General features: G+C 52.9%; 15 protein-coding genes. All 15 read right to left on the bottom strand.

Annotated features, from left to right (window positions below; genetic code table 11):
* Positions 1–6: 6 nt before the first annotated feature.
* Complete coding sequence (locus A3OW_RS0105255; protein WP_083918147.1) at positions 7–636, bottom strand: DUF3540 domain-containing protein; 630 nt, start codon at positions 634–636, stop codon at positions 7–9.
* The gene (locus A3OW_RS0105250; protein ID WP_020562380.1) at positions 561–2,822 is read right to left on the bottom strand and encodes a DUF2169 family type VI secretion system accessory protein; all 2,262 of its coding nucleotides are present in this window, start codon (positions 2,820–2,822) and stop codon (positions 561–563) included. The genes A3OW_RS0105255 and A3OW_RS0105250 overlap by 76 nt, the downstream gene beginning before the upstream one ends.
* A complete protein-coding gene (locus A3OW_RS26255) occupies positions 2,813–4,762 on the bottom strand; it encodes a pentapeptide repeat-containing protein (RefSeq protein WP_020562379.1) in 1,950 nt (649 codons plus the stop codon). Before A3OW_RS26255 ends, A3OW_RS0105250 begins: the two co-directional genes overlap by 10 nt.
* 17 nt (positions 4,763–4,779) lie before the next feature.
* Positions 4,780–6,930 (bottom strand): type VI secretion system Vgr family protein, encoded by a 2,151-nt coding sequence (locus A3OW_RS24125; RefSeq protein ID WP_020562378.1) that lies wholly within the window; start codon positions 6,928–6,930, stop codon positions 4,780–4,782.
* Positions 6,931–7,090: 160 nt separating this feature from the next.
* Positions 7,091–7,573, bottom strand: coding sequence for an Hcp family type VI secretion system effector (locus tag A3OW_RS24120; protein ID WP_020562377.1), 483 nt, complete (start codon positions 7,571–7,573; stop codon positions 7,091–7,093).
* Positions 7,574–7,692: 119 nt separating this feature from the next.
* Positions 7,693–10,323, bottom strand: a complete 2,631-nt coding sequence (gene tssH, locus A3OW_RS0105230) for a type VI secretion system ATPase TssH (protein ID WP_020562376.1) — start codon at positions 10,321–10,323, stop codon at positions 7,693–7,695.
* Between the two features lie 161 nt (positions 10,324–10,484).
* A complete protein-coding gene (gene tssG / locus A3OW_RS0105225) occupies positions 10,485–11,609 on the bottom strand; it encodes a type VI secretion system baseplate subunit TssG (protein ID WP_026223347.1) in 1,125 nt (374 codons plus the stop codon).
* Positions 11,573–13,435 carry a type VI secretion system baseplate subunit TssF gene (gene tssF, locus A3OW_RS0105220; protein ID WP_020562374.1) on the bottom strand — a complete coding sequence of 621 codons (1,863 nt, stop codon included), beginning with the start codon at positions 13,433–13,435 and terminating at the stop codon, positions 11,573–11,575. The genes tssG and tssF overlap by 37 nt, the downstream gene beginning before the upstream one ends.
* A complete protein-coding gene (tssE, locus tag A3OW_RS0105215; RefSeq protein WP_020562373.1) occupies positions 13,428–13,928 on the bottom strand; it encodes a type VI secretion system baseplate subunit TssE in 501 nt (166 codons plus the stop codon). Before tssE ends, tssF begins: the two co-directional genes overlap by 8 nt.
* A complete protein-coding gene (locus A3OW_RS0105210) occupies positions 13,921–14,727 on the bottom strand; it encodes a type VI secretion system accessory protein TagJ (protein WP_020562372.1) in 807 nt (268 codons plus the stop codon). The genes tssE and A3OW_RS0105210 overlap by 8 nt, the downstream gene beginning before the upstream one ends.
* A 19-nt stretch (positions 14,728–14,746) precedes the next feature.
* Positions 14,747–16,255 (bottom strand): type VI secretion system contractile sheath large subunit, encoded by a 1,509-nt coding sequence (gene tssC, locus A3OW_RS24115; protein WP_083918146.1) that lies wholly within the window; start codon positions 16,253–16,255, stop codon positions 14,747–14,749.
* Positions 16,256–16,280: 25 nt separating this feature from the next.
* Positions 16,281–17,816 (bottom strand): type VI secretion system contractile sheath large subunit, encoded by a 1,536-nt coding sequence (gene tssC / locus A3OW_RS0105200; protein WP_020562370.1) that lies wholly within the window; start codon positions 17,814–17,816, stop codon positions 16,281–16,283.
* Positions 17,813–18,364, bottom strand: a complete 552-nt coding sequence (gene tssB / locus A3OW_RS0105195; protein WP_020562369.1) for a type VI secretion system contractile sheath small subunit — start codon at positions 18,362–18,364, stop codon at positions 17,813–17,815. The genes tssC (A3OW_RS0105200) and tssB overlap by 4 nt, the downstream gene beginning before the upstream one ends.
* Before the next feature lie 37 nt (positions 18,365–18,401).
* A complete protein-coding gene (tssA, locus tag A3OW_RS0105190) occupies positions 18,402–19,466 on the bottom strand; it encodes a type VI secretion system protein TssA (RefSeq protein ID WP_020562368.1) in 1,065 nt (354 codons plus the stop codon).
* Positions 19,467–19,505: 39 nt separating this feature from the next.
* A complete protein-coding gene (locus tag A3OW_RS0105185) occupies positions 19,506–19,706 on the bottom strand; it encodes a hypothetical protein (protein ID WP_020562367.1) in 201 nt (66 codons plus the stop codon).
* Positions 19,707–19,719: the final 13 nt, after the last annotated feature.

The raw sequence follows: 19,719 nt of genomic DNA, 5'->3' as shown, positions 1-19,719 counted from the left end.
AATTTATCATCCTAAATGTATATTTTTACCATTGATATTAAAATCCCCATCCGACTTCAACCGTGCCCGTTTTGCTTTTACCAAAAAATTTTCCTCTGTCACGGTACGGCAACTGCGGCTTTTAAGCTGGAATAAATCCTTAACCCACAAATAGGCATCATCCAGTTTTTGCACCATCCGTCTTGCTGACAGTTCCAGCCGGGTTGCCCGCAAGGCCAAGCGCGGGGAAATAATGTCCAGCTTTTGTTTACTTTTAAGCTTCATCGCGCCTGCACATTCTATTTGGATATTTCCTTCCGGTGCATGTATGACCAAATCACCCGGAACAGTCCAGGTGTTTAAGCCGGACCCGCTTAACACGCCGATCACATACACCCGTGTGTTTTCCTGGCAGATAACCAGTACAGTATCGCCCATTTGCGGACGGTAGAAACCCGCCACCGCGACGATGGCTTTCATAAACAACCCGTCTGGCAGGCGGATGTCGATTGCCTTGTCCTGATGCAATAAACTGCAAACCGTTGCCGGCCCAAGATAGGGCGCCGGGGCTTCGTTTTTATTTATCGGTCCATGGTATGTTTCAGCATCCTTAGATTCGCCCCCTCCAGATTGGTTTGGCTCAAATTCGAGAAACATAAATTAGCCTCGTATAAGTTGGATTCAAATAAGTTTACTTGTGATAGGTCGGCTTTCTGGATGGAAGCATTTAGTAGCTTGGTCCGCACCATTTCTGCGGACACCAAACAAGCTTCATCAAATACTGCATCGGTCAAGTCGGTGGCATTGAACTTCGCCCAGCCCAAATAAGCCATTGAAAATTCTGCACCCGGTATATTCGCGCCGGAAAAATCCGCTCCATAATATTCACCTTCCTCCCATACGGTTTCTTTGCCTTTAATTCGTTTGAAATTGCCCTCACAAAAATTCGCTCCGGCCGCTTTCAGGATATCGACGGTGGCATCCTCGAACTGGGCATTTCGTCCCCAAGCCCGTTCCAGCGCCGCCTCAGTCAGGTTGGCGCGGGATAAATCGGTGCGATGCAGTTTGCAGTCAGTCAGATCAGCCCCGGTAAGGTTGGCTTCGGTCAAATTCGCATCGGAGAGATCGGCTTCGGAAAAATCAGCGCCTTCGGCATCCATCATTGCCAGTTTGGCATGACGCATATCGGCCTTCATGAAGTCTGTGCCTTGCGCAATAGCATTCGTTAAATCAGCCATGATAAGCCGCGCTTCGGATAAGTCCGCTCCGGAAAAATTGGCATTCCGGCAATTGGTTTCGGAAAGATTTAAGCCTGCCAGCATGGCGCCTGACAAATCGGCATCGGACAAATTGGCCTTGTATAAAATAACCTGATCAAAGATTGCATTGCGTAGATTGATACCGCTCAGATCAACTTCGCTTAAGTCCAAGTTGCTTAATTCCGCCTCTTCCAGGCTGGCTTTTTGCCGGATAAGCTTCTTCAATTGATCGATGGTGAGATCTTCGTCTTCATCCTCTTCTTCAGGTTCTTCGGGCTCTTCCCCCAACTCGTCTTCTGTTTCTTCTTGCGGCCCTTTATTTTTGCCAGACTCTGGTGGTTGTGCCGGTTGAGTATCTTCTGAAGTTTGAGAAGAAGTCTGAATGGGGTTTAGGTTGGCTGTTGCAACAAGGGCTGGCGGTAATGCTTGGTCTTCAGGTGCAGCCCCCAACTCTTCTTCTGGTTCTTCAAGTTCAGCCTCTTCAGTATCTTCATCTTCTAGTTCTTCCTCTTCGTCGAGTTCTTCATCCTCTTCTTCGCGTTTAATAAGTGCAGCCACTAGCGCATCATTGTAATACTCGAGTGGTTTATCCGGTTCGTCTGCCGGTTCAACCATGACAAACAAATACAGAATTTCTTCTAATTTCTCGGTTTGCACCGGCGCTACGCCGCGCCATATCAGATTCATTTGTTCTTCATCCATGTCGACGAAAAGAGTATCCAGATGCATTGGCACTTCCCGAAAATGAATACTTGCTCTTACCCTCTCTTCAATAAAACAGCGGACTCGCCATCCCGGTAATTTTGACCGGTATTTAGAATGACTTGGGTGCATGTTTTCAAAATAAAGACCTTCGTCACCTCTAAGATAACCGGGCAATTGCTGATCTTCAGGCGCCGAATTAAAACAGGCCCAATCGCAATCCGGAGGAAACCAGGGCCAGTATTGTTTTAACCAGACCTCGTCATAAGTTCCCATCTTTGCAACTCGTTGAGGCCAGGTCTGCGAAATAGGACCGTAGCCGGCGGGTCCCGAACGAGTCAGAGAGTCTTTTGAATTTTGGGGATAGAGGATATTAGGCAGGTCATATAAATTTAAACCATTGATTTGAGAGATTGGTTGAACCCCTTTCCCCAGTGGATTCTCGGCATATCCAATTCCGCCGTAGGCGTATTGATAGCTTAAAGGCACATTTTTGAATTGTTGCGGTTCAGAGACTTGACCGCGATCGTCCATCGTGCGATTGCCGACCACCATTAATACCTTTTCGTAATTACCCACTCGAAAGCATACCGACAATGCGGATGAGATACCTGAATTCGGTACGTAGCCGGTTCCTTTCAGTATCACATCGACTTTTGGTTTGTAATAAGCAAAATCAGAAGGATAAAGAAGCAGTTTGTTTATATCGTTTTCATTATGTCGGTCACCTGTAAGATCCGGCTGTTCTTCGGAAAGGGTCGCTACTTGATCGGGATTTAATTGAAACGTGCCTTTCACAAGGCAAGTCATGGACCATTGTGCAGGCTGGAGTTTTCCTACAATCCATGCCGCAGGAAATAAGCTTTCGTTAATCAACTCCATTTTGGAGGATCTCCCGGCTTCCAGATTTCGGCCAGATACATTTCATTATCCGTACGCCGCACATTGCTTAAATTCGCGTTGGTCCATCGAGCCGGCCGGCTTGAAACACCGTGTACGTTGGCCCAAAGAAGGTCGGCTTCGGAAAAATCGGTTTGTTCGATGATTCCATAGGAATAATCAGCGTAATGAAGGGCACAACGAGTAAAATCTGCTGCCGTAACATCGGTCCTGGAGAAGTTTACTTCTCGAAGATCGGAGCCTGTAAAATTCACTTCACGAGCATTTGCAAATTCAAAATGTGTAGAGGGTAATTGGCTATAAGAAAAATCCGCTTTTTCCATGACCGCTTCCTTAAAACGGGCATGCCATGCAATGATGCCAACCAGGCTTGTGCTATTGAGCATTGCTTTCGTAAAACTGCATCCATTTGCTACTGTACCGTTCATGTTGGCTCTCGATAAATCGGCCTCTGATAAATCCGAGTCTGTGAGATTGCAGGTGGAAAGGTCCACTCCGCAAAAGCTTGACCGCATTAATCCGCAGGATTGGAGCGTGGTGCGCATCAATTTTGTCTTCTTGAAATCGACATCATCCATAGCGCATTCTATGAATTGAGCATCCGAAAAATCGGCACCCTGAACGTTCGCTTCATCCAGAAAACAATTTTTTAAAACGGCTCTGCTGAATGTCGATGACGCAAGATTCGCACCGCTCAGATCCGCTTCTATAAAGGTAGCATCCGAGAAATCCGCTTTTTCCAGTTCAGCAGTCGAAAAATCAGTATGTATGAGCCTGGCTCCGGCAAATTTGGCTCCCATCAATTTTGCTCCGGAAAAATCGGTGTCATCCAAATCCTGACCGCTGAGGTCGACTCCGGGCAAATTCATTTCCGCAAGATTCGCATGCCGGAAGTTTATTTGGCGGAGGCTGGCAGCAGTAATGCTGCAACCTGTCAAATTAGCTCCCTCAAACTGAGTAAAATCTAGTAGGGCTTCGGTAAGATCAGCCTCCGTCAAATCAGCCCGACTTAGATTTGCATGAGAGAGATCGGCACCACATAATCTGGCATTCGATAGATCGACCTCTACCAGATTCGCTTTGGTCAACTTTGTATCGGTAAGATCAGCCTCTGTAAAATCGAGGCTGCTTAAATCTCGCTGCGACAAATCGAGTCCGCGTAAATTAGCCTCCACGAAACTTGCAGTCGTCAAATCATCGGGCAAGATTTTGATTCCGGATAAATTTGCGCCCTCGAAGGAAACTTCATCGATTTGAGATTGCAGAAAATGACTGGCTGTAAAATCGGAGAAAGGGAATGCGGTTTTGTATAGTATTGATTGCTCGATTTGGATATCGGATAAATTACATTCTATAAAAGTACATTGTTCGATACGGCTTTCAGAAAAGCGGGCTTTTTGAATAGAGCAATCCTCAAAACGGCAATTAGATAGCTTCGCCGAGCGAAAGACTGTTGAATCGAGATTGAGGAATTCCGCGTTGACTGCATTAAAAAAGGAAGATGAAAACCTTCCCTGTTCAAAATTTACCGCATGCAGTATAACCTCCTGAATTGTAAAATCTTCAGTCAGAATACCCGAAAAATCCGTTTCATAGACAAGGCCAGTGGCAAACTCGGTTTTTTGAAAAATCCCTTTACGGCAGCTTACTTCCAAAAATGTGCAGTCCGAGAGAGTAGAGCCCGAGAAGTTAACGTTATCCATTACCGCACTTCGAAAAACTACATTTTTTAAAGTCGTTTTCGATAGATTGCAATTGCTGAGATTTACTTCTTCCCAAATTGTCCCGCTTAAATCGGAACCACTTAAATCAAGTCCTCTTAAATCAAGACCGAAAAAAACCATCCCTGAGAGTGAGCCGTTTTCCTTCACTCTCTTCAGAAGTTCTTCCCGCGTGCTTTTTATGAAATGTTTCTCCGGCATTGCACATTTTTTGGGTATCAGGAGACGACCAAGGTATTGCCTTTAATCTTTGTTTCACTTGTGATTTTGGTTTTTCCGGCAACCTTGGTGGGCCCTTTCAGGTTTATATTGGCTCCCTGCTGTTTCAATGCGCCTCCTGCTTTTATGTTAAATACTCCGCTTGATTGTTCTTTTATAGCTCCGCCCGACTTGACGTTGAAATTGCCACCCGATTGCTGCTTGATGACACTTCCAGCCTTGACGTTCACTGGCCCGCCGGATGTTGCAGAAAATTTGCTGCCTGCCTGCATACTGACTTTGGGAGAACTTTCGGTAATGCTTCCACCTGCATTAACCTTATATTTTCCGCCGACATTCATGGCCATTTTGGGATTGTTGAACGTATGGCCACCTCCTACGGTTTCCATTCGCTTACCTCCAACTGAAATAGTACTGGAAGCAGCGATCAGTTCGGATTGTTTACCACCTATCGTTTTACTTTGGTTACTGCCCACGAACGAAGTAAGATTACTTGTAATCGACTCATTTAAATTACTGCCGATATCAACTTTTCTGTTGTTACCAACTGATTGGGTGTCGTCGACGGCAACTTCTGTCGTACGGTTATTTCCAATTTTATTGCTCTGATCGTTTCCAACCGTCGTTCCCATGTTGTATTGGCCGTGAATGGTAATCTTTTCCTTACCGGCCGTATCGTCCATCGACATTTCGTTGTATCCTTTGCCTTTGTGCGTATTTGACTTGATGCCGCTTACGACACCGCCCGCGTAAGGCGCCATGGATTCGGCATTGTAAACCCGACCGGTAATGATGGGTTGATCAGGGTCTCCTTCGATAAAATCGACGATGACTTCCTGTCCGATCCGTGGAATGGAAACGGCACCCCAGCCCTTGCCTGCCGAAGGATGCGAGACCCGGATAAAACAAGAACTGTTTTCATCCATTGTCCCGTAGCGATCCCAATGAAACTGGACCTTGACGCGGCCGAATTCGTCGGTATGAATTTCCTCGCCGCCGGGTCCGACTACCATGGCGGTTTGAGGTCCGTGCACGAAGGTTTTTTGAGTATCGCACGAGGGACGGAAGATCACCTCCGCGGGAATACAGGTAAAATTATTACTGTAGCGTTGGCTGGAGTTTCCTCCTCCGAAATAGGTCTGGTCTTCCGCGCTGTGTTGAACGGAAGTCACTAAATAAGACTTGCCTTCTTCGGATGGACATTCATGGCGCTTGAGAGTGAATTTTCCGCCGGGCGTAAAGCTGCAATAGGTGCCTGCGGCATTCACCTGATCACAAGAGACCTCGGTTTCTTCCATGCGCAATTTAGTCAATTGGTCCCCGTCTTCGCGAACGCCGTATCTGCCGGGATAATCGAAGATCTCGTATTTTTTCATATCCGATAAATCAACGATGGTTTGGGTCGAGGTGTGTAGTTTGGTGCTCGGCGTTTTGAAATTGTAATCGGTTTGTACCCATTTGCCGGGACGGAACTCATGGCGATGCTCCCATGAATGAAGCTGTGCTTGCGCCAGGGTTTCCGAAGTGCCCCCAACATATTCCACTTCCTTGTCCGGCAAATCCTTATAAGCTCCTCTGTGATCCGCCAGGACCAGAACATGTCGGTTTTCTTCATGTCGGAACCAATAAAAAATCCCTTCTTCCTCCATCAAACGGGATACGAAATTAAAATCGGTTTCCCGGTATTGCACACAATATTCCCGTTTCGGATGCAGGCCTTTGACCTCGCTGATTTCGTAGTCTTTGATATCGGGATGTTCCGAGAACACTTGCTCGATAATTTGAAGGACCGTTTGATTCTGAAAAATACGACAGTCTGCGGTGCACGTCAAAAACCATAACCAGGGCACGATCTCGGCCCGATAGAGCCGCATGCCCTGGACCGTCATGCTGCTGCTTACAAAACGGCTGACATACCCGTTGAAGTAGCGGGTTTTATCTTCGCTCTGGCTGATTCTGAAGGTGATTTTTTTACCGATGATATTCTTGCTTGCAATATCGTTTTCTTCGGATAGCATTTCCAATTGAAAATTGAAAAGCCCGGAAAGTTTTTCTATACCCGTAAATCCTGTCAGTAATAAAGCATCGTTACCTAAAGGATTATTTTCAATGGCAATCTTGCGATTTTTTTGGGTAAATGCTGCGTTCATAAGAGAGATTCACCAAGTCATTTTAGTTATTCGATAACCTTGGATCAGAGGGCGCCGATTTTTGAAATTTCCATGATGAATGAACTGAGTGCCATCACCCCGGTCCAGCAAGTTCCAAAGCGACTTTGCGAATCGGCCCGATTCATCATTTAACCGATATTTAACCGATGACCCCCGTTTCCCGGCTGAATTTGACCGGATAAGGGCCGGAGCCCGCTTCATCCGGACCTCTGGGGATGGATTTGATTTCGATTGTCACGAAATTCAACGTAATTTGCTCGTAAGCGCCATCCTGGCCATTGATGCCGCCAAAAACGGAATAATCTTTGACGAGCGCATTTTCCAGTGTTATTTCCGAATAAGTTTTGGCTTCCTTACCCGATCCCGAAATAAAATGTATTTCAATCTTTTTGCCTTGAGTGCCGCAGACCAATTCGAATAATTTGGCCGAACTGGAATCCATTTCCTTTTTTATCGTGACGTCCTTGCATTGCACGACAGTACCCGTACGGTCCGAGGTTTTGCCGGTTTCGGTAGCGATAGGCCGTTCGGCGCCCCAGGTAAATTCGGAACATTGAATCCATTTGTCATGGCCTGTTACTTTGCAATTGCCATCGACACCGTCTATTTTCATCGCAATCATGGTTAACTCCTTACTTGATCAGTTAGTTGTTAATGATATGTACGCTTAACGCGCGTCCTGTTTTTTAACCCGGCCTTGTGTTGTCCGGTTTTTGCAACGAATCGGCACTGGTTCCCGATCTACAAAATTTCATAGCGGAAACCCTGATTTTCATCCAGTGCCACTTTAACGGAACCCACCTTTTTCCCCTCGGACATATGGGAAAGCAATTGCGCTGCCAGTTCCGGCAGTAACGTCCGGTTTAAAATGTGGTCGATGTTGCGGGCGCCGGTATCGACTTCCTTGCAACGCCCGGCAATGCCGGCGAGCAAATCGGGCGAATAGTCGAATTGCGCCCGGTAATGATCCTGGATACGTCGGCCGATGCGGCCAAGCTGCAAGCGCACAATCGTTTGCAGAACGTCGTCGTTGAGCGGAAAGTAGGGCACCAGGGTGACCCGGCCCAGAAAAGCCGGCTTGAACGTTTTCAGCAATTCGGGCCGCAAGGCTTCGGCGAGTCCGGCCGCATCCGGCATGGTTTCCGGATCGGCGTAATATTTCATGATGGTTTCCGTACCCGCGTTCGAAGTCATGATGATGATGTTGTTCTTGAAATCGATGTCCCGGCCTTCGCCGTCGCGCAGCATGCCTTTGTCGAACACTTGATAAAAAATGTCCTGGACGCCCGGATGGGCCTTTTCCATTTCGTCCAGCAGCACGATGCTGTAAGGGCGCCGCCTAACAGCCTCGGTCAGAACGCCGCCTTCGCGATAGCCGACATAGCCGGGCGGCGAGCCCATCAGCAGGGAGACCTTGTGTTCTTCCTTGAATTCCGACATGTTGATGACGGTGATGTTTTGCTCGCTGCCGTACAGCAGATCGGTCAGGGCGAGCGCCGTTTCCGTCTTGCCGACGCCGCTGGAGCCGACCAGCAAAAAGACGCCGATGGGGCGGCGGGGATCGGCGAGATTGGCGCGGGCGGTGCTGATTTGCTGGGCAATCGCCTCCAGTGCATGCGACTGGCCGATGATCCGCTCTTCGAGCCGCTGCTTCAGATTCAGTACGGCCTGGATTTCGTCCTTGACCATGCGGCCTACCGGTATGCCGGTCCATTCGGAAACCACCTCGGCGACTGCCTGGCCGTCCACGCAAACCTGCATCAAGGGCGTTTCTCCTTGCAGGGTCTTGAGCGCCTTCGTTCGATCCTGCAATTCGTTCCGAAGGGACTGGAGCTTGTTCTCGTCGAGACCTGAGCTTTCGATTGTTGCCGTCGACGTTTCCAGTCGGGACCTTAACGAACGGATGACGGCAACCAATTCCGCTTCTTGTCGCCAGCGCTGCTCCAGCTCGGCCTGCCGGGTTTCCCAGCGTTCCTTGTCCTGCATCAGGCCGGCCAGGCGCTCGTCATGCTCGCCGCCTGCCGCCATTTCACGCTGCAGAATCCTGATCGACGTGCTCAGTTGTTCGATTTGCCTGCGGCAATTCTCGATAACCCCCGGCGTGGCCGAGTCGCTCAATCCGACGCGGGCGCAGGCGGTATCCAGCAGGCTGACCGCTTTGTCGGGAAGTTGTCTTCCCGAAATGTACCGATGCGACAGACGGACCGCTTCTCCGATCGCTTCATCCAGAATGCGGACGCCGTGATGAGTTTCCAGTACCTGGAGGGAGCCTTGCAGCATGGCCACGGCAACCGGTTCGGAAGGTTCTTCCACCTTGATGACTTGAAACCGCCGCGCCAAAGCGGCATCGCCTTCGAAGTATTTTTTGTATTCGGCCCAAGTCGTCGCTGCGATGGTGCGCAGTTCCCCACGGGCTAAAGCCGGTTTGAGGATGTTGGCGGCATCGCTCTGACCCGAGGCGCCGCCCGCGCCGACCAGCGTGTGCGCCTCGTCGATGAACAAAATGATCGGCTGCGGAGAGGCCTTGATTTCCGAGATGACCGATTTCAGGCGGTTTTCGAATTCTCCTCGGATGCCGGCGCCAGCCTGCAACAAGGCTAAATCCAGCGTGCGGACGGCCACTTTCTGCAACGCGGGCGGAACGTCTCCGGCGGCGATGCGCAAGGCCAGACCTTCGGCCAGAGCCGTTTTGCCGACTCCGGCTTCACCGGTAAGAATCGGGTTGTTTTGTCGGCGGCGCATCAGAATATCGATCATCTGGCGAATTTCGGCATCGCGGCCCAACACCGGATCGATTTCTCCGGCCAGCGCACGAGCCGTCAGATCGATCGTATATTGATTCAGCGCCGGCATTTGGGAAGAGCCCGGGAGCTTACCGGATTCCGAAGCACCCCGGCCGACGGCGGGCATCGAAGATTCTTCCTCGGCGCTGTGTTGGGTGATTGCAATGAATTCCCTACGCAAAGCTTCAGGCGACAATTTGGCGAATTCTTTTGACGTTTCGCTCAATTGTCCTGCGATCGACTCGTCGTCGAGCAGGGCGCAGAGCAAATGCCCCGAGCGAATGTGCGGCGCGCCGAATTCCACGGAAGCCAGCAGCCAGGCGTCTCTTGCCAGGGTCACCAGTGGCTGGGCCAGTACCGGAGAACGGGCGTTGCCTCGTTTCAGGCTGTCCAGGGTTTTTGTGAGATCCCGCTGTACGCGGGCGGATTCGATGCGGTAATGGTGAAATATTTTTTCGAGATCGGAATTGGGCGTTTCCAGTATTTTCAACAACCAATGCTCGATTTCGGTATGGTAGTGGGTGAGCGACAACGTTAAACCGACAGCCGCTTCGAGAGAGTTGCGGCAAGTGGCATTCAACTTGTTCATTAAGGATTTAAGATTCACTGACACCATAATTATTGTAGGTAGTAAGGTGCGGGAAAAAAGAGGACGAATCACCCTCTCTTGACAAAATCCAAATGTATCGCTTGAGCACGATCATAACAGTATTTAAACAAGATGCAACCATTTTGTTTTTGACAATCAACTTATTTGTCAAGATCTTTCCAGAAAAAAAGTGGGGCATCCGTCTCATTTTTTTCTATCGGAGCATTCGAGTTTGAAAGCCACGTATTCCAGCCCAAACGAGGTTGATAGTCCGTCTGTTCGCTCAGCCGGCAGTCAGGCAGCTTGCCGGCCGTCAGCACCGGCTGGACGGCGAACGTGAGCTGAATCCCGGCATACAGACGGGTCAGACGGCAGAGTTTCGGATAATCCCCGCCTTCCGGCATCAGGCGGACGAATTGCGGATAGGTCAAACGTTCTATCCGGATGTAAAAACAACTGCGTACGTCCCACACCCGCTCGCCCAGAACGGCGTCGAAGCCGAGTTGTGCATACTGTCCCGAAGGACATTCGGCGCCGGGCAGGCGGGTCTGCTCGGAGCGGTCGAGGTACAGCCATCGTCCCTGAAACTGCCTGATCACGACCGGCAGAGCGAGATAGTCCGAGAGCAGCGCTTCCAGCGCAATGACCGACCGGGGCCGGTGGGCAAAATGCCCTGCGTAATAAAGCGGTACGTCCTCCGGAATTTCCAGACGCTCGCTTAACCCCGCCGTGCCCAGTCCGACCAGGCAGCGCAGGCTGTTGGTAAAGGGATCGGGCCGGCTGGAAGGATGCCGCTTTGATCGCTCCCAAAGAAACGGCGCGCGGTATTTTTCCCAGGCCCGGTAAAAAAGCGAGATGCTGCGGTGGTTGAACACGTCAAAAAAATCCTTTAACGCAGTGTCCTTGTGATAACGGATTCTTTGCAGCAGCAGCTCGGTGTAATGTTCCGGCAACACGCCGCCGGGACCGGTCAAGCCCATGAACGAGACTTCCATTTGCGGAGGAGAGGGGAGTCCCTTGCCTTCGGCGGCCGGAGGCTCGCTTAGACGCGCGATGGCGCTGGCCGGAAAATTGAACGAATTGTCGACGCGGAACCTGACGCATTCCTGATCCGGAAGCGCGTCACCGCCTAGCGGAGCCTGAGGGTTCGCAGCGTTTGCCGCCGGGCGCCGCTCCCGAAACAGCCATTCCAATAAGCGGACCGCCTGGAAAAAATCGAAGCGGTGCGGCTCCTTGAACAAGAGTTCCGCTACAACAGCGGATGCTCGCCGGAACGGGGACGGCATTGGACTAAAGGCTCCTTTTTGAGTTTGTCGCTTTTATCGTAGACCTTGAGCTGAGTAAAGGAATTGATGGAACAATAAAGCGCCAGAAAGTGATCCAGGACTCGGGCAAACAGCCGGACGCTTTTGCCTTCGAAGCGTTCCTGATCGATTCCGACATGAACCGCAACCCCTTGACAAATGGTATCGAAACCGCTGCCGGGCAGGCGGCAGGTGGTCAATCCGGATTCGACCCAGTCGACGCCCTGAATCTGACCCCGAGTCGGATGCGAGCTTTTATAATCGTAAAGACCGAGAATCTCCCGCAAGGCCTCCGCTCCCTGAGCGGCGTCGGTGATCGACAAAAGATTCAGCGTCAGATGCGAAATCAGCCGCCATACGGCTCCTTGCCCGAGCGGAGGGCGGAAACTCGGCGTCGGCTTCGTCAGGCAGGCAATGCGCTTTAAAGGCGCGGCGCTTTCCCGTAATTGCAGATGCGGCTGATCGCCGCCGAAAGGCAGCAGACTCGGCAGATTGTGGTTGAGGCAGGTCAACTTGACGTGCAAGGTCTGTTCGCTCGACCGGGAAGGACTGAAATCGAGATCGACCAGTTTGAGAAACGTGTCCGTGCCGGAATGGTGACGGGCCGGTCTTCGGCTGGCGAACCAGAATTGCCGATGCCGGGCGTCGTGGCTGTGGTGCGCGCCATAGAGGGGCTGAAACTCGAAGACCCGGCCTGCGTCGTCGCTCGCGCTCACGGCATCGATCGAATACACCTCCATCGTGTTGCGGTGACGCTCGCTGGGGGTTACTTCATACTCGGGTTGAGTATGATTGAAAAGCCCCTGATCGGCCCATTGTTCGAACAGATTGACGACGGGGGTGCAGCCCAACGCAAAGGTGTCGGCGTTGACTGCGCGCTGCAATTCGGCAGGGCAGACGGCGCAATAAAAATAGATATTCAGGCGATTGCCGAAGCGGTTCAAATAGCTCTTGTCCAGCAATAGTTCCAGAAACAGAAACTTCTCCGGAAAGACAAAGAATTCCGTCAACAGGCGATAGCCGAGGAACGATCGGGCCGGATAAGGCAGCAAACCTTCTTCCCCGGCAAAACCCATCGGTCTCAGGCAGTCGGGGCCTAGCGATACGGGCTCGGGGTCGTTGTCGCCGCTCGCCAGAACGACCTGTAGCAGGGAATTGCACAGCAGGTCATAAAGAGGGTACACGTGCTGTTCCTGACCCTTGAGAAAAAAACGCAGCGGCAGTTTTTCGAGTTTTTCGCAAGGGCCGCTCAATCCGAGCTTGGCAAAGCTTAAATCGTCGTTGTGGCAGCGCAGTTCCAGCCGCAGCACGCCTTGTGCGTTCCTGCTTTGAGCAATCGCCGGAGCCGGCAAGGGGCGTTCGTGGAGACCCGCGCTGTCCACGCGTATCGGCCACAGAGCCACCGGATAACAGGTGCGGAAGCGATAAGGCTGGCCGTCGACCGGATCGGTTTCCAGTTCGGTATTCTTCGGCAGATGGTCGAAAATATCGGTAAGACCCGGGTCCGCCTGAAATTGTACGATCGCCAGCGACGGCACCGGCGTTAGATAATGAGGATACAGAACGCCTAACAGGGCATCGCTGATTTCCGGAAAGTCGTCGTCCAGTTTGTAGCGAATCCGGGCATTCAGATAGGCCACGGCTTCGATCAGCCGCCGTACGTGAGGATCGGTGGATTCTTCCCGGTCTACCGCGCCGATGCCCAGGCGGGCGGCCATCTTCGGATGGGCTTCGGCGAATTCCTTGCGCAGCAATTCGCGCACAAACGCCAATTCGCTGTTGTAGTAGGGAAGCAATTCATCACTCATGGCCGGAGCGCTCCAGAGTAAAATTGCAGGTCACCGGCTCCAGCACGGAATCGAACGAAATCGGCTCCGGCGCAGGCTCGGCGCGCAGTTTGGCGTCGATTCGAAAACGCATGTTGCGGTGGATCGGTTCGGTGACGTCGAGCATGGTGACCTTGACCTCGACCAAACGGGGTTCGCAGCTTCGGATCGTTTTCTCGATCATGCGCCGAAACAACTGGCGGCCCTCATCAAAAGCCAGATTCATCGCCAAAAAATCCGGCAGGCCGTAATTGATCAAGGATTCCTCCAGTTCCTTCAATTCCGGCGGACAGGAACCGCAGCGCCGCCGGGTATTCAACAGATTCTCCAGATCGCGTTTGACGCTCTTTTCCAAGGCTTCTTCGGTCTGATTGTAACTATCCCGGCGCTCATGAAGATTTTGCGGTTCGTCGTCGAGCAGGCGATCCAGCAAGGACGGCAGCAGTTTTTGTGCAGATTCGAAGGGATTAGTCATGTCCTGCCCGCCGCTGCGCCAGTTTAAGCTCCTGGATTTCCATCAGGGACACCACGTCGTCGCCGGCCAGAAACATTCGCTGACCCAAACCTCGAACCGGCGCGTTTTCGCCGCCGAGCCATTCCGTGGAGCGCCCAAGCCGCAGAGTTTCGCTCGTCTCCGATTCCGGATAAATGACCGGAAGAAAAAAGTCGCTTTCCGGCCCGTTTAAAAGGGTGACGTGCGCCGGCCGCCAAAGCATGTCGCGAGGCCTTCGAGGCGGCGGCAAAGTGATGCTGTCGATGCGCGCCAGGGGAAACCAGTCATATTGGCCGGCTCCGGTCAGGACTTCCAGGACGCCCGCGGTCAGATCGTCGAGATCGCGGAAATCGCTGATGGCCTGGCCGTTGCAAATTCCCGGCAGGACGGGTCTTTGCCGTTCCGCTTCAACGCATAACGCCGAAGCTTCCTGTAGCCGGCCTTCCCGAATGCTGATCGAGGCTTTTAGATAAGACTGCAAATGAGCGGAAGGTTCTTCGAGAAACTCGGGTAGCCGTCCTTCTTTGAAAAATTGCTCGCGCGCCTTGGCGGCCCTGAGCAGTTGCCGAAACAGCAGGACGCCAGGCAGCAACGAGGCATCCTGATGCATCAACAGATCCAGTTGCTTGTCGGCCCGCTCCCAGTCGCCGGCAAAACACAGCAATTCGGCCAGGAAATAGCGTTTGCCGTTGTCCAATGGCTGTCGGCGCAAGTCTTCATTCAAAGCGGCAACGGCCTGGGCTAATTGACCTTCTTCGTAGAGTTGGCTTGCGGTTAGCATTCGTGGAATCTCCGGAGGATCAGGTGGTGGGAGTGATTTCCGTTTCCAGGCGGATGGCGGCGGTGAGCTGCTCCAACTGGAAATGAGGACGCAGATGAGCGATGCAGAGATAACTGCCCGGCTTGCCCGGATATTCCTTAATCCGGATTTTTGCCTCGCGCAGCGGGTAACGGGCTTTTTCGGCAAGCGAAGCGGTGTCCCGCGAGGTCGTATACTGTTGCAGCCAATTGCTTAAAAAATTTTCCAGCTCTTCGGCATGGGTGATGGCGCCGGTCTTGGATCGTCCGAGCCGCTTCAGATAATGGGCAAAGCGCGATACGCACAACGTGTATTGCAACATCGCCGTCAGGCGCGCGTTGACGGTCGCTGCGTCGCTGTCGTATTGCTTCGGCCATTGTATGGAGGGGTTGCTGTAAAAAGCGGACCATGCCGTATCCCGGCAATGGCACAGACTGATAAAACCGAGATCGTCCAGTTCCTTTTCCCGGTATTCGCCGATCATGACCTCGGTCGAGTATTTCGGAATCAAACCGTCGCGATCGGTTGCGAAGCAGGGAACCGGAAGGCCACTGACCAAACCGCCGGCGGCCAGCAACCGGCCTGTTTCGGAGTCCTGGCGCACGCCCCGGATGTCGGCCAGCCAGCCGTTGTTGTCGAAGGCCTGAAGAGCGACCGCAGCAAACGCATAGGCGGCGTTGCCCCACAAATAATTTCGGTCGTCGCGCCCTTCCACCGTCTCCCGAAAATGAAACCCGTCCGGCCGGGAGCCGTCGTCTTCGTAGGGAAGCCGCATCAGGATGCGCGGCAGAGTCAGTCCGATGAAACGGCTGTCTTCCGATTTTCGCAAATTCTGCCAGTTGAAATAGTCGAGCCCCTCGTGCTGCCGGAAAATGGCCTGCAAATCGAGGGGCTGAGACAGATCCTGAAAGCTGTCCAGGCCGAACAGGGCCGGATCGGCGCCGGCAATGAAAGGGGCGAAAGCCGCGGCCGACACCTCCGCTACCGAACGCAGCACCATCACGTCGTCAATCGGATGATCCGGTTCGGGCCGGTGCCGGACGTAATAATCGCCGATCAGCAACCCATAGGGCTCGCCTCCGGGCATGTCGAATTCCTGAGTGTAAATCTTCTGGAAAAAATGACTCTGATCGAATTCGATGGCGCGCTCCAGATCGCGCGCCAGTTCCCGCCAGGTGATCGTCAGCACGCGGATCTGAACGCTCCGGGACGAGAGAGCCAGCGTTGTCCGGTGCAGATAAGACAATCCCCGCCACGACGCTTCCAGCGCCTGAAAGCTTGGATGATGAAGGATGGCGTTGACTTGTTCTCCGATCCTCGCGTCCAGATCGGCAATGTCCCGCTGCAGACGCCGTATCAGGGCGCATTTGTCGGCCGCCAGCCGTTCGCAGTCCTCTTTTCCGAGCCAGACGGCCAAAGCCGACGCCCAGTCGGGCGCCGCCAGGAAAGCGCTCAGGCGTTGCCCGGTTTGCAAGTCAGCGTTCGGGTCTTCGCATAGAGAGGCCGTCATCGTTCGGGAATCGGCAACGGCCGCGCTATTTGGCGCCTTTCGGAATCTCTGCGACCATGCGCAGGGATGCGTTCAATTCTTCCATTTGCAGCCAGGGCCGCAGCCAGGCTACGGCGTTGTACGAGCCGGGTTTGCCGGGAATGGCTTCCACGACAATTTTGGCTTCCCTGAGCGGATAGCGCGCTTTCATTTCCGGACTTGCGTTGGGATTGGTGTTGACGTAATTCTGAATCCAGCGGTTCAGCCATTCGGCTGCATTTTCCGCTTCCATGAAAGACCCGACCTTGCCTCTGCCCATCACTTTAAGGTAATGAGCGAACCGCGAAGTGGCCAGAATGTAGGGCAGGCGGGCCGAAATGGCGGCATTGGCATTGGCGGCGTCGCGGTCGTATTTGACCGGCTTTTGCGTGGTCTGACCGCCGAAGAATACGGCGAAATCGGTATTTTTATAATGGCACAGCGGAAGAAAACCCAGATTGCTGAATTCGAATTCACGCCGGTCGGGAATGCCGACTTCCGTCGGGCATTTGAGATCCCGATCGCCGTCCATGCTGGTAAAGAGGTCGGCCGGCAGATTCTCGACCTTGCCGCCGCCTTCCTCGCCGCGAATCGCGGTGCACCAGCCGTATTTGGCGAAGGCGTCGGTCAAGCGGGCGCCCAACACATAGGACGCGTTCATCCAACAATAATGATCGTGCGGTTGTTCGGTGCGGTATTGATTGACGACCTTGCCGTCCTGATCCCGGACTTCTCCCAGAGGCGCTTCTTCATAAGAAAATTCTTCGATGGGTTTGGTCAGCGAGCCGTAAGGAAGACGCGCCAGAGTCCTCGGCAGGGTCAGCGTGACGAAGCGGGAGTCTTCGGTGTCCCGGAAGCTTTTCCATTTGATGTAATCGACGGAATCGAAAATTTTCGCCAGATCGCGCGGCTTGGTCAGTTCGGTCCAACTGTCGAAGCCGAACAAGCCGGGATCCGCGGCGGAGATGAACGGCGCGAACGCGGCGGCCGACACCTGGGAAATGCCGCGAAGCAAAGCCATGTCGTCCGGATGGTTGGTGAATTCGTAATCGCCGATCAAGGTGCCGTACGGCATCCCGCCCGGCATGTCGAATTCGCTGGTGTAGATCTTTTTATAAATTTCGCTCTGGTCGAACTCGGTCGCTTTTTCCAGATCGTTGAGCAAGGCCTTTTTGCTGATGTTGAGGACCTGGATCTTTAGATTCTCTCCGGTTTCGCTGTTCATCACCAAATAATTCAGGCCGCGCCAGGTGCCTTCGAGCTTCAGAAATTCCGGATGGTGCATCACGGCCGCCAATTGTTCCGAAATGTCGGCGTCGATCTTCTTGATGGCGTTGGTAATGGAAACGGTAACGTTCTTGTCCCAACTGACCGTGCCTTTCAGCGCTTCCTTGACCAGGTTGTCCAGTAAATCCTTGGCCCGATCAGGCTGGGTTTTCTTGGTCGCGGTAATCGCCAGGTCCAGCAGACTCTCGGAGGGCGCCTCCTTCGCCTGCAAAGTTTCCTGAACGTCGGCTTGAACTTGTTCCGGTTCGGTGCTCATGGCTTATTCTCCTGTTGAGGTTGGTCTTGACCCGGGTCCGTATCGATGCCCAGTTCGCCGGCGAGCTGCTTGAGTTTCGAACCCTCTTCGGTTTTTTCCAGTACCTTTTCCAGAATGCCTTCCAAGGCCACCGAAACGTCGGCCTTGGTCATCAGTTCGCTGAGTTTGTCCCGCGTTTCCTTCAGTTTCTTGAGCGAGTCGATCTGTTTGACGATGTTGGCCGGCTCGAAATCGTCCATGGATTTGAAGGCCAGTTCCACGGCCATTTCGGTGTTGTTGCCCGCCAGCGTATTCTCGACCCTGAACTTCAAGCCCGGCGTCATCTTTTCCATGACGGCATTGAAATTGTCCCGGTCGATCTGGATGAATTTACGTTCCGCCAGGGGCTTGAGCTCTTGCGTCGGATTGTTGCCGGAAAAATCGCCCATCACGCCCACGATAAAAGGCAGTTCTTTCAACACCATCGCGCCCTCGGTTTCGACTTCGTAGGTGATGTGCACGCGGGGTTTACGCACGCGTTTCAGTTTTTCATGGATGCTTTCTGACATAGGATCGATCTCCTTTGTGTGTGAAAATGATGCGAATCTATTTCGATTCCGGGCGAACCCCCGTCAACTTGAACACCTCGGTGCGGACGCTGTCGTTCGTGATCACCTCGCTCAGCCATTCCGCATACGGCATGCGCGCCCAGCGCACGGCCTGTTTCAACAAGGAGGGCAGGGGCGAATGCGGCTCGGTCCGCTCGAAATAGTTGGCGACGTCGATCAGGGTTTGCAGCGCTTTCTCGCGGCTGGTCAAATGCGTCGGCACCGGCGCGGCGGCATTGCCTTCAGCCAAGTCCTGAGGCTCAGCCGCCTCTTCATTTTGTGTGCCTTCGGTTTCGTTGCTTAACTCGCGGACGGCCTGCCGGCAGTCGGCGAGCGCTTTTTTTATATGGCTCGAAGGAAATTTGCCGGGGCCGCATTTGTCGTCGAGAATCCGGCAGAGTTTGGCAAAATAGTCCTGGCACTGGGTCAAATCGCTGCGCGCCGTCTTGAAAAAATCCGGCGACGATTCCTTAACGGCGCTTTCGGCATCGCTTCGAGTTTTGTGGTCAAGCCAGGTCAGGGGAGAAATCTTGATTCGCTCCGAGGCTTCGGTCAAAGGGACTCGCCAGATTGCTCTAACCAAAGGACTGTCGCTTTCCTGGCCGAATCCGTTCAGTCCGACCAGAGGCCATGCCCTGGGCACAGCATCGTCCGGATCGGGCAGGGGGTAGAGCTGATCCCAATAACGCTCGATCAACTCGCAGGCCAGCCGGAAACCGTCGCGGAGCCCGGCAAAACCATGGATTCGGACCAACGCCTCGATCAGCCAGGTTGCCACTTCCAGGTCCTTGCTGTGTTCGGCCAGAATGACGCGCGCTTGCCGGTCGACCTGCCGCCATTCATCGAGACTTAGGCGAAAATAATAATAATCGTCCTGGTTTTCTTCCTTGACGGGAATTTTACGTTCTATTTCCCCGGCTTTCTTGCGCCTGTCCTTGATGGCGTTGTTGCCGTGATAGAGCGAAGTGGTCGACGAATCCTGGCGCAGATCAATTCCGCACGGCTGATCTGCGGAAACAGGTTTGAGCAAACGTTCAAATTCCAGGACGTCAGGAGAGGCCATAGCGATGTGCTCCTTTTAGTGGATTAGCTCATAGTACTCTTAAACAAGAGGAACCACCACCTCTAATTCAGAAGGCGAATCCGCCATCGGCAGCCACAGCATTGCAGGGTTAAAATGCGGATTCTCCGGGATAAAAGGCGGCGTTTCGGGAACCGCTCTCAAGCCGTTTTTATTCTCATGGATGAGGTGGAAAAGGAATCCACTCACGCTGGTTGATTTTTTCTGGCTGTTTTCCGCCATCGTTTACCCCTTT

The organism is Methylosarcina fibrata AML-C10 (assembly GCF_000372865.1).
Lineage (GTDB): Bacteria > Pseudomonadota > Gammaproteobacteria > Methylococcales > Methylomonadaceae > Methylosarcina > Methylosarcina fibrata.
The sequence above is the reverse complement of the archived record's forward strand: the minus strand, read 5'-3'. Positions and strand labels throughout refer to the sequence as shown.

Bases quoted from the DNA above. Each gene is read 5' to 3' on its own strand.
- A3OW_RS24120 (WP_020562377.1), bottom strand. From the start codon at position 7,573: ATGATTGCGATGAAAATAGACGGTGTCGATGGCAATTGCAAAGTAACA.
- tssF (WP_020562374.1), bottom strand. From the start codon at position 13,435: ATGAGTGATGAATTGCTTCCCTACTACAACAGCGAATTGGCGTTTGTG.
- tssC (WP_020562370.1), bottom strand. From the start codon at position 17,816: ATGAGCACCGAACCGGAACAAGTTCAAGCCGACGTTCAGGAAACTTTG.
- tssC (WP_083918146.1), bottom strand. From the start codon at position 16,255: ATGACGGCCTCTCTATGCGAAGACCCGAACGCTGACTTGCAAACCGGG.
- A3OW_RS0105255 (WP_083918147.1), bottom strand. From the start codon at position 636: ATGTTTCTCGAATTTGAGCCAAACCAATCTGGAGGGGGCGAATCTAAG.
- A3OW_RS24125 (WP_020562378.1), bottom strand. From the start codon at position 6,930: ATGAACGCAGCATTTACCCAAAAAAATCGCAAGATTGCCATTGAAAAT.
- tssA (WP_020562368.1), bottom strand. From the start codon at position 19,466: ATGGCCTCTCCTGACGTCCTGGAATTTGAACGTTTGCTCAAACCTGTT.
- tssH (WP_020562376.1), bottom strand. From the start codon at position 10,323: ATGAACAAGTTGAATGCCACTTGCCGCAACTCTCTCGAAGCGGCTGTC.
- A3OW_RS0105250 (WP_020562380.1), bottom strand. From the start codon at position 2,822: ATGGAGTTGATTAACGAAAGCTTATTTCCTGCGGCATGGATTGTAGGA.
- tssG (WP_026223347.1), bottom strand. From the start codon at position 11,609: ATGCCGTCCCCGTTCCGGCGAGCATCCGCTGTTGTAGCGGAACTCTTG.
- tssE (WP_020562373.1), bottom strand. From the start codon at position 13,928: ATGACTAATCCCTTCGAATCTGCACAAAAACTGCTGCCGTCCTTGCTG.
- A3OW_RS0105185 (WP_020562367.1), bottom strand. From the start codon at position 19,706: ATGGCGGAAAACAGCCAGAAAAAATCAACCAGCGTGAGTGGATTCCTT.
- tssB (WP_020562369.1), bottom strand. From the start codon at position 18,364: ATGTCAGAAAGCATCCATGAAAAACTGAAACGCGTGCGTAAACCCCGC.
- A3OW_RS26255 (WP_020562379.1), bottom strand. From the start codon at position 4,762: ATGCCGGAGAAACATTTCATAAAAAGCACGCGGGAAGAACTTCTGAAG.
- A3OW_RS0105210 (WP_020562372.1), bottom strand. From the start codon at position 14,727: ATGCTAACCGCAAGCCAACTCTACGAAGAAGGTCAATTAGCCCAGGCC.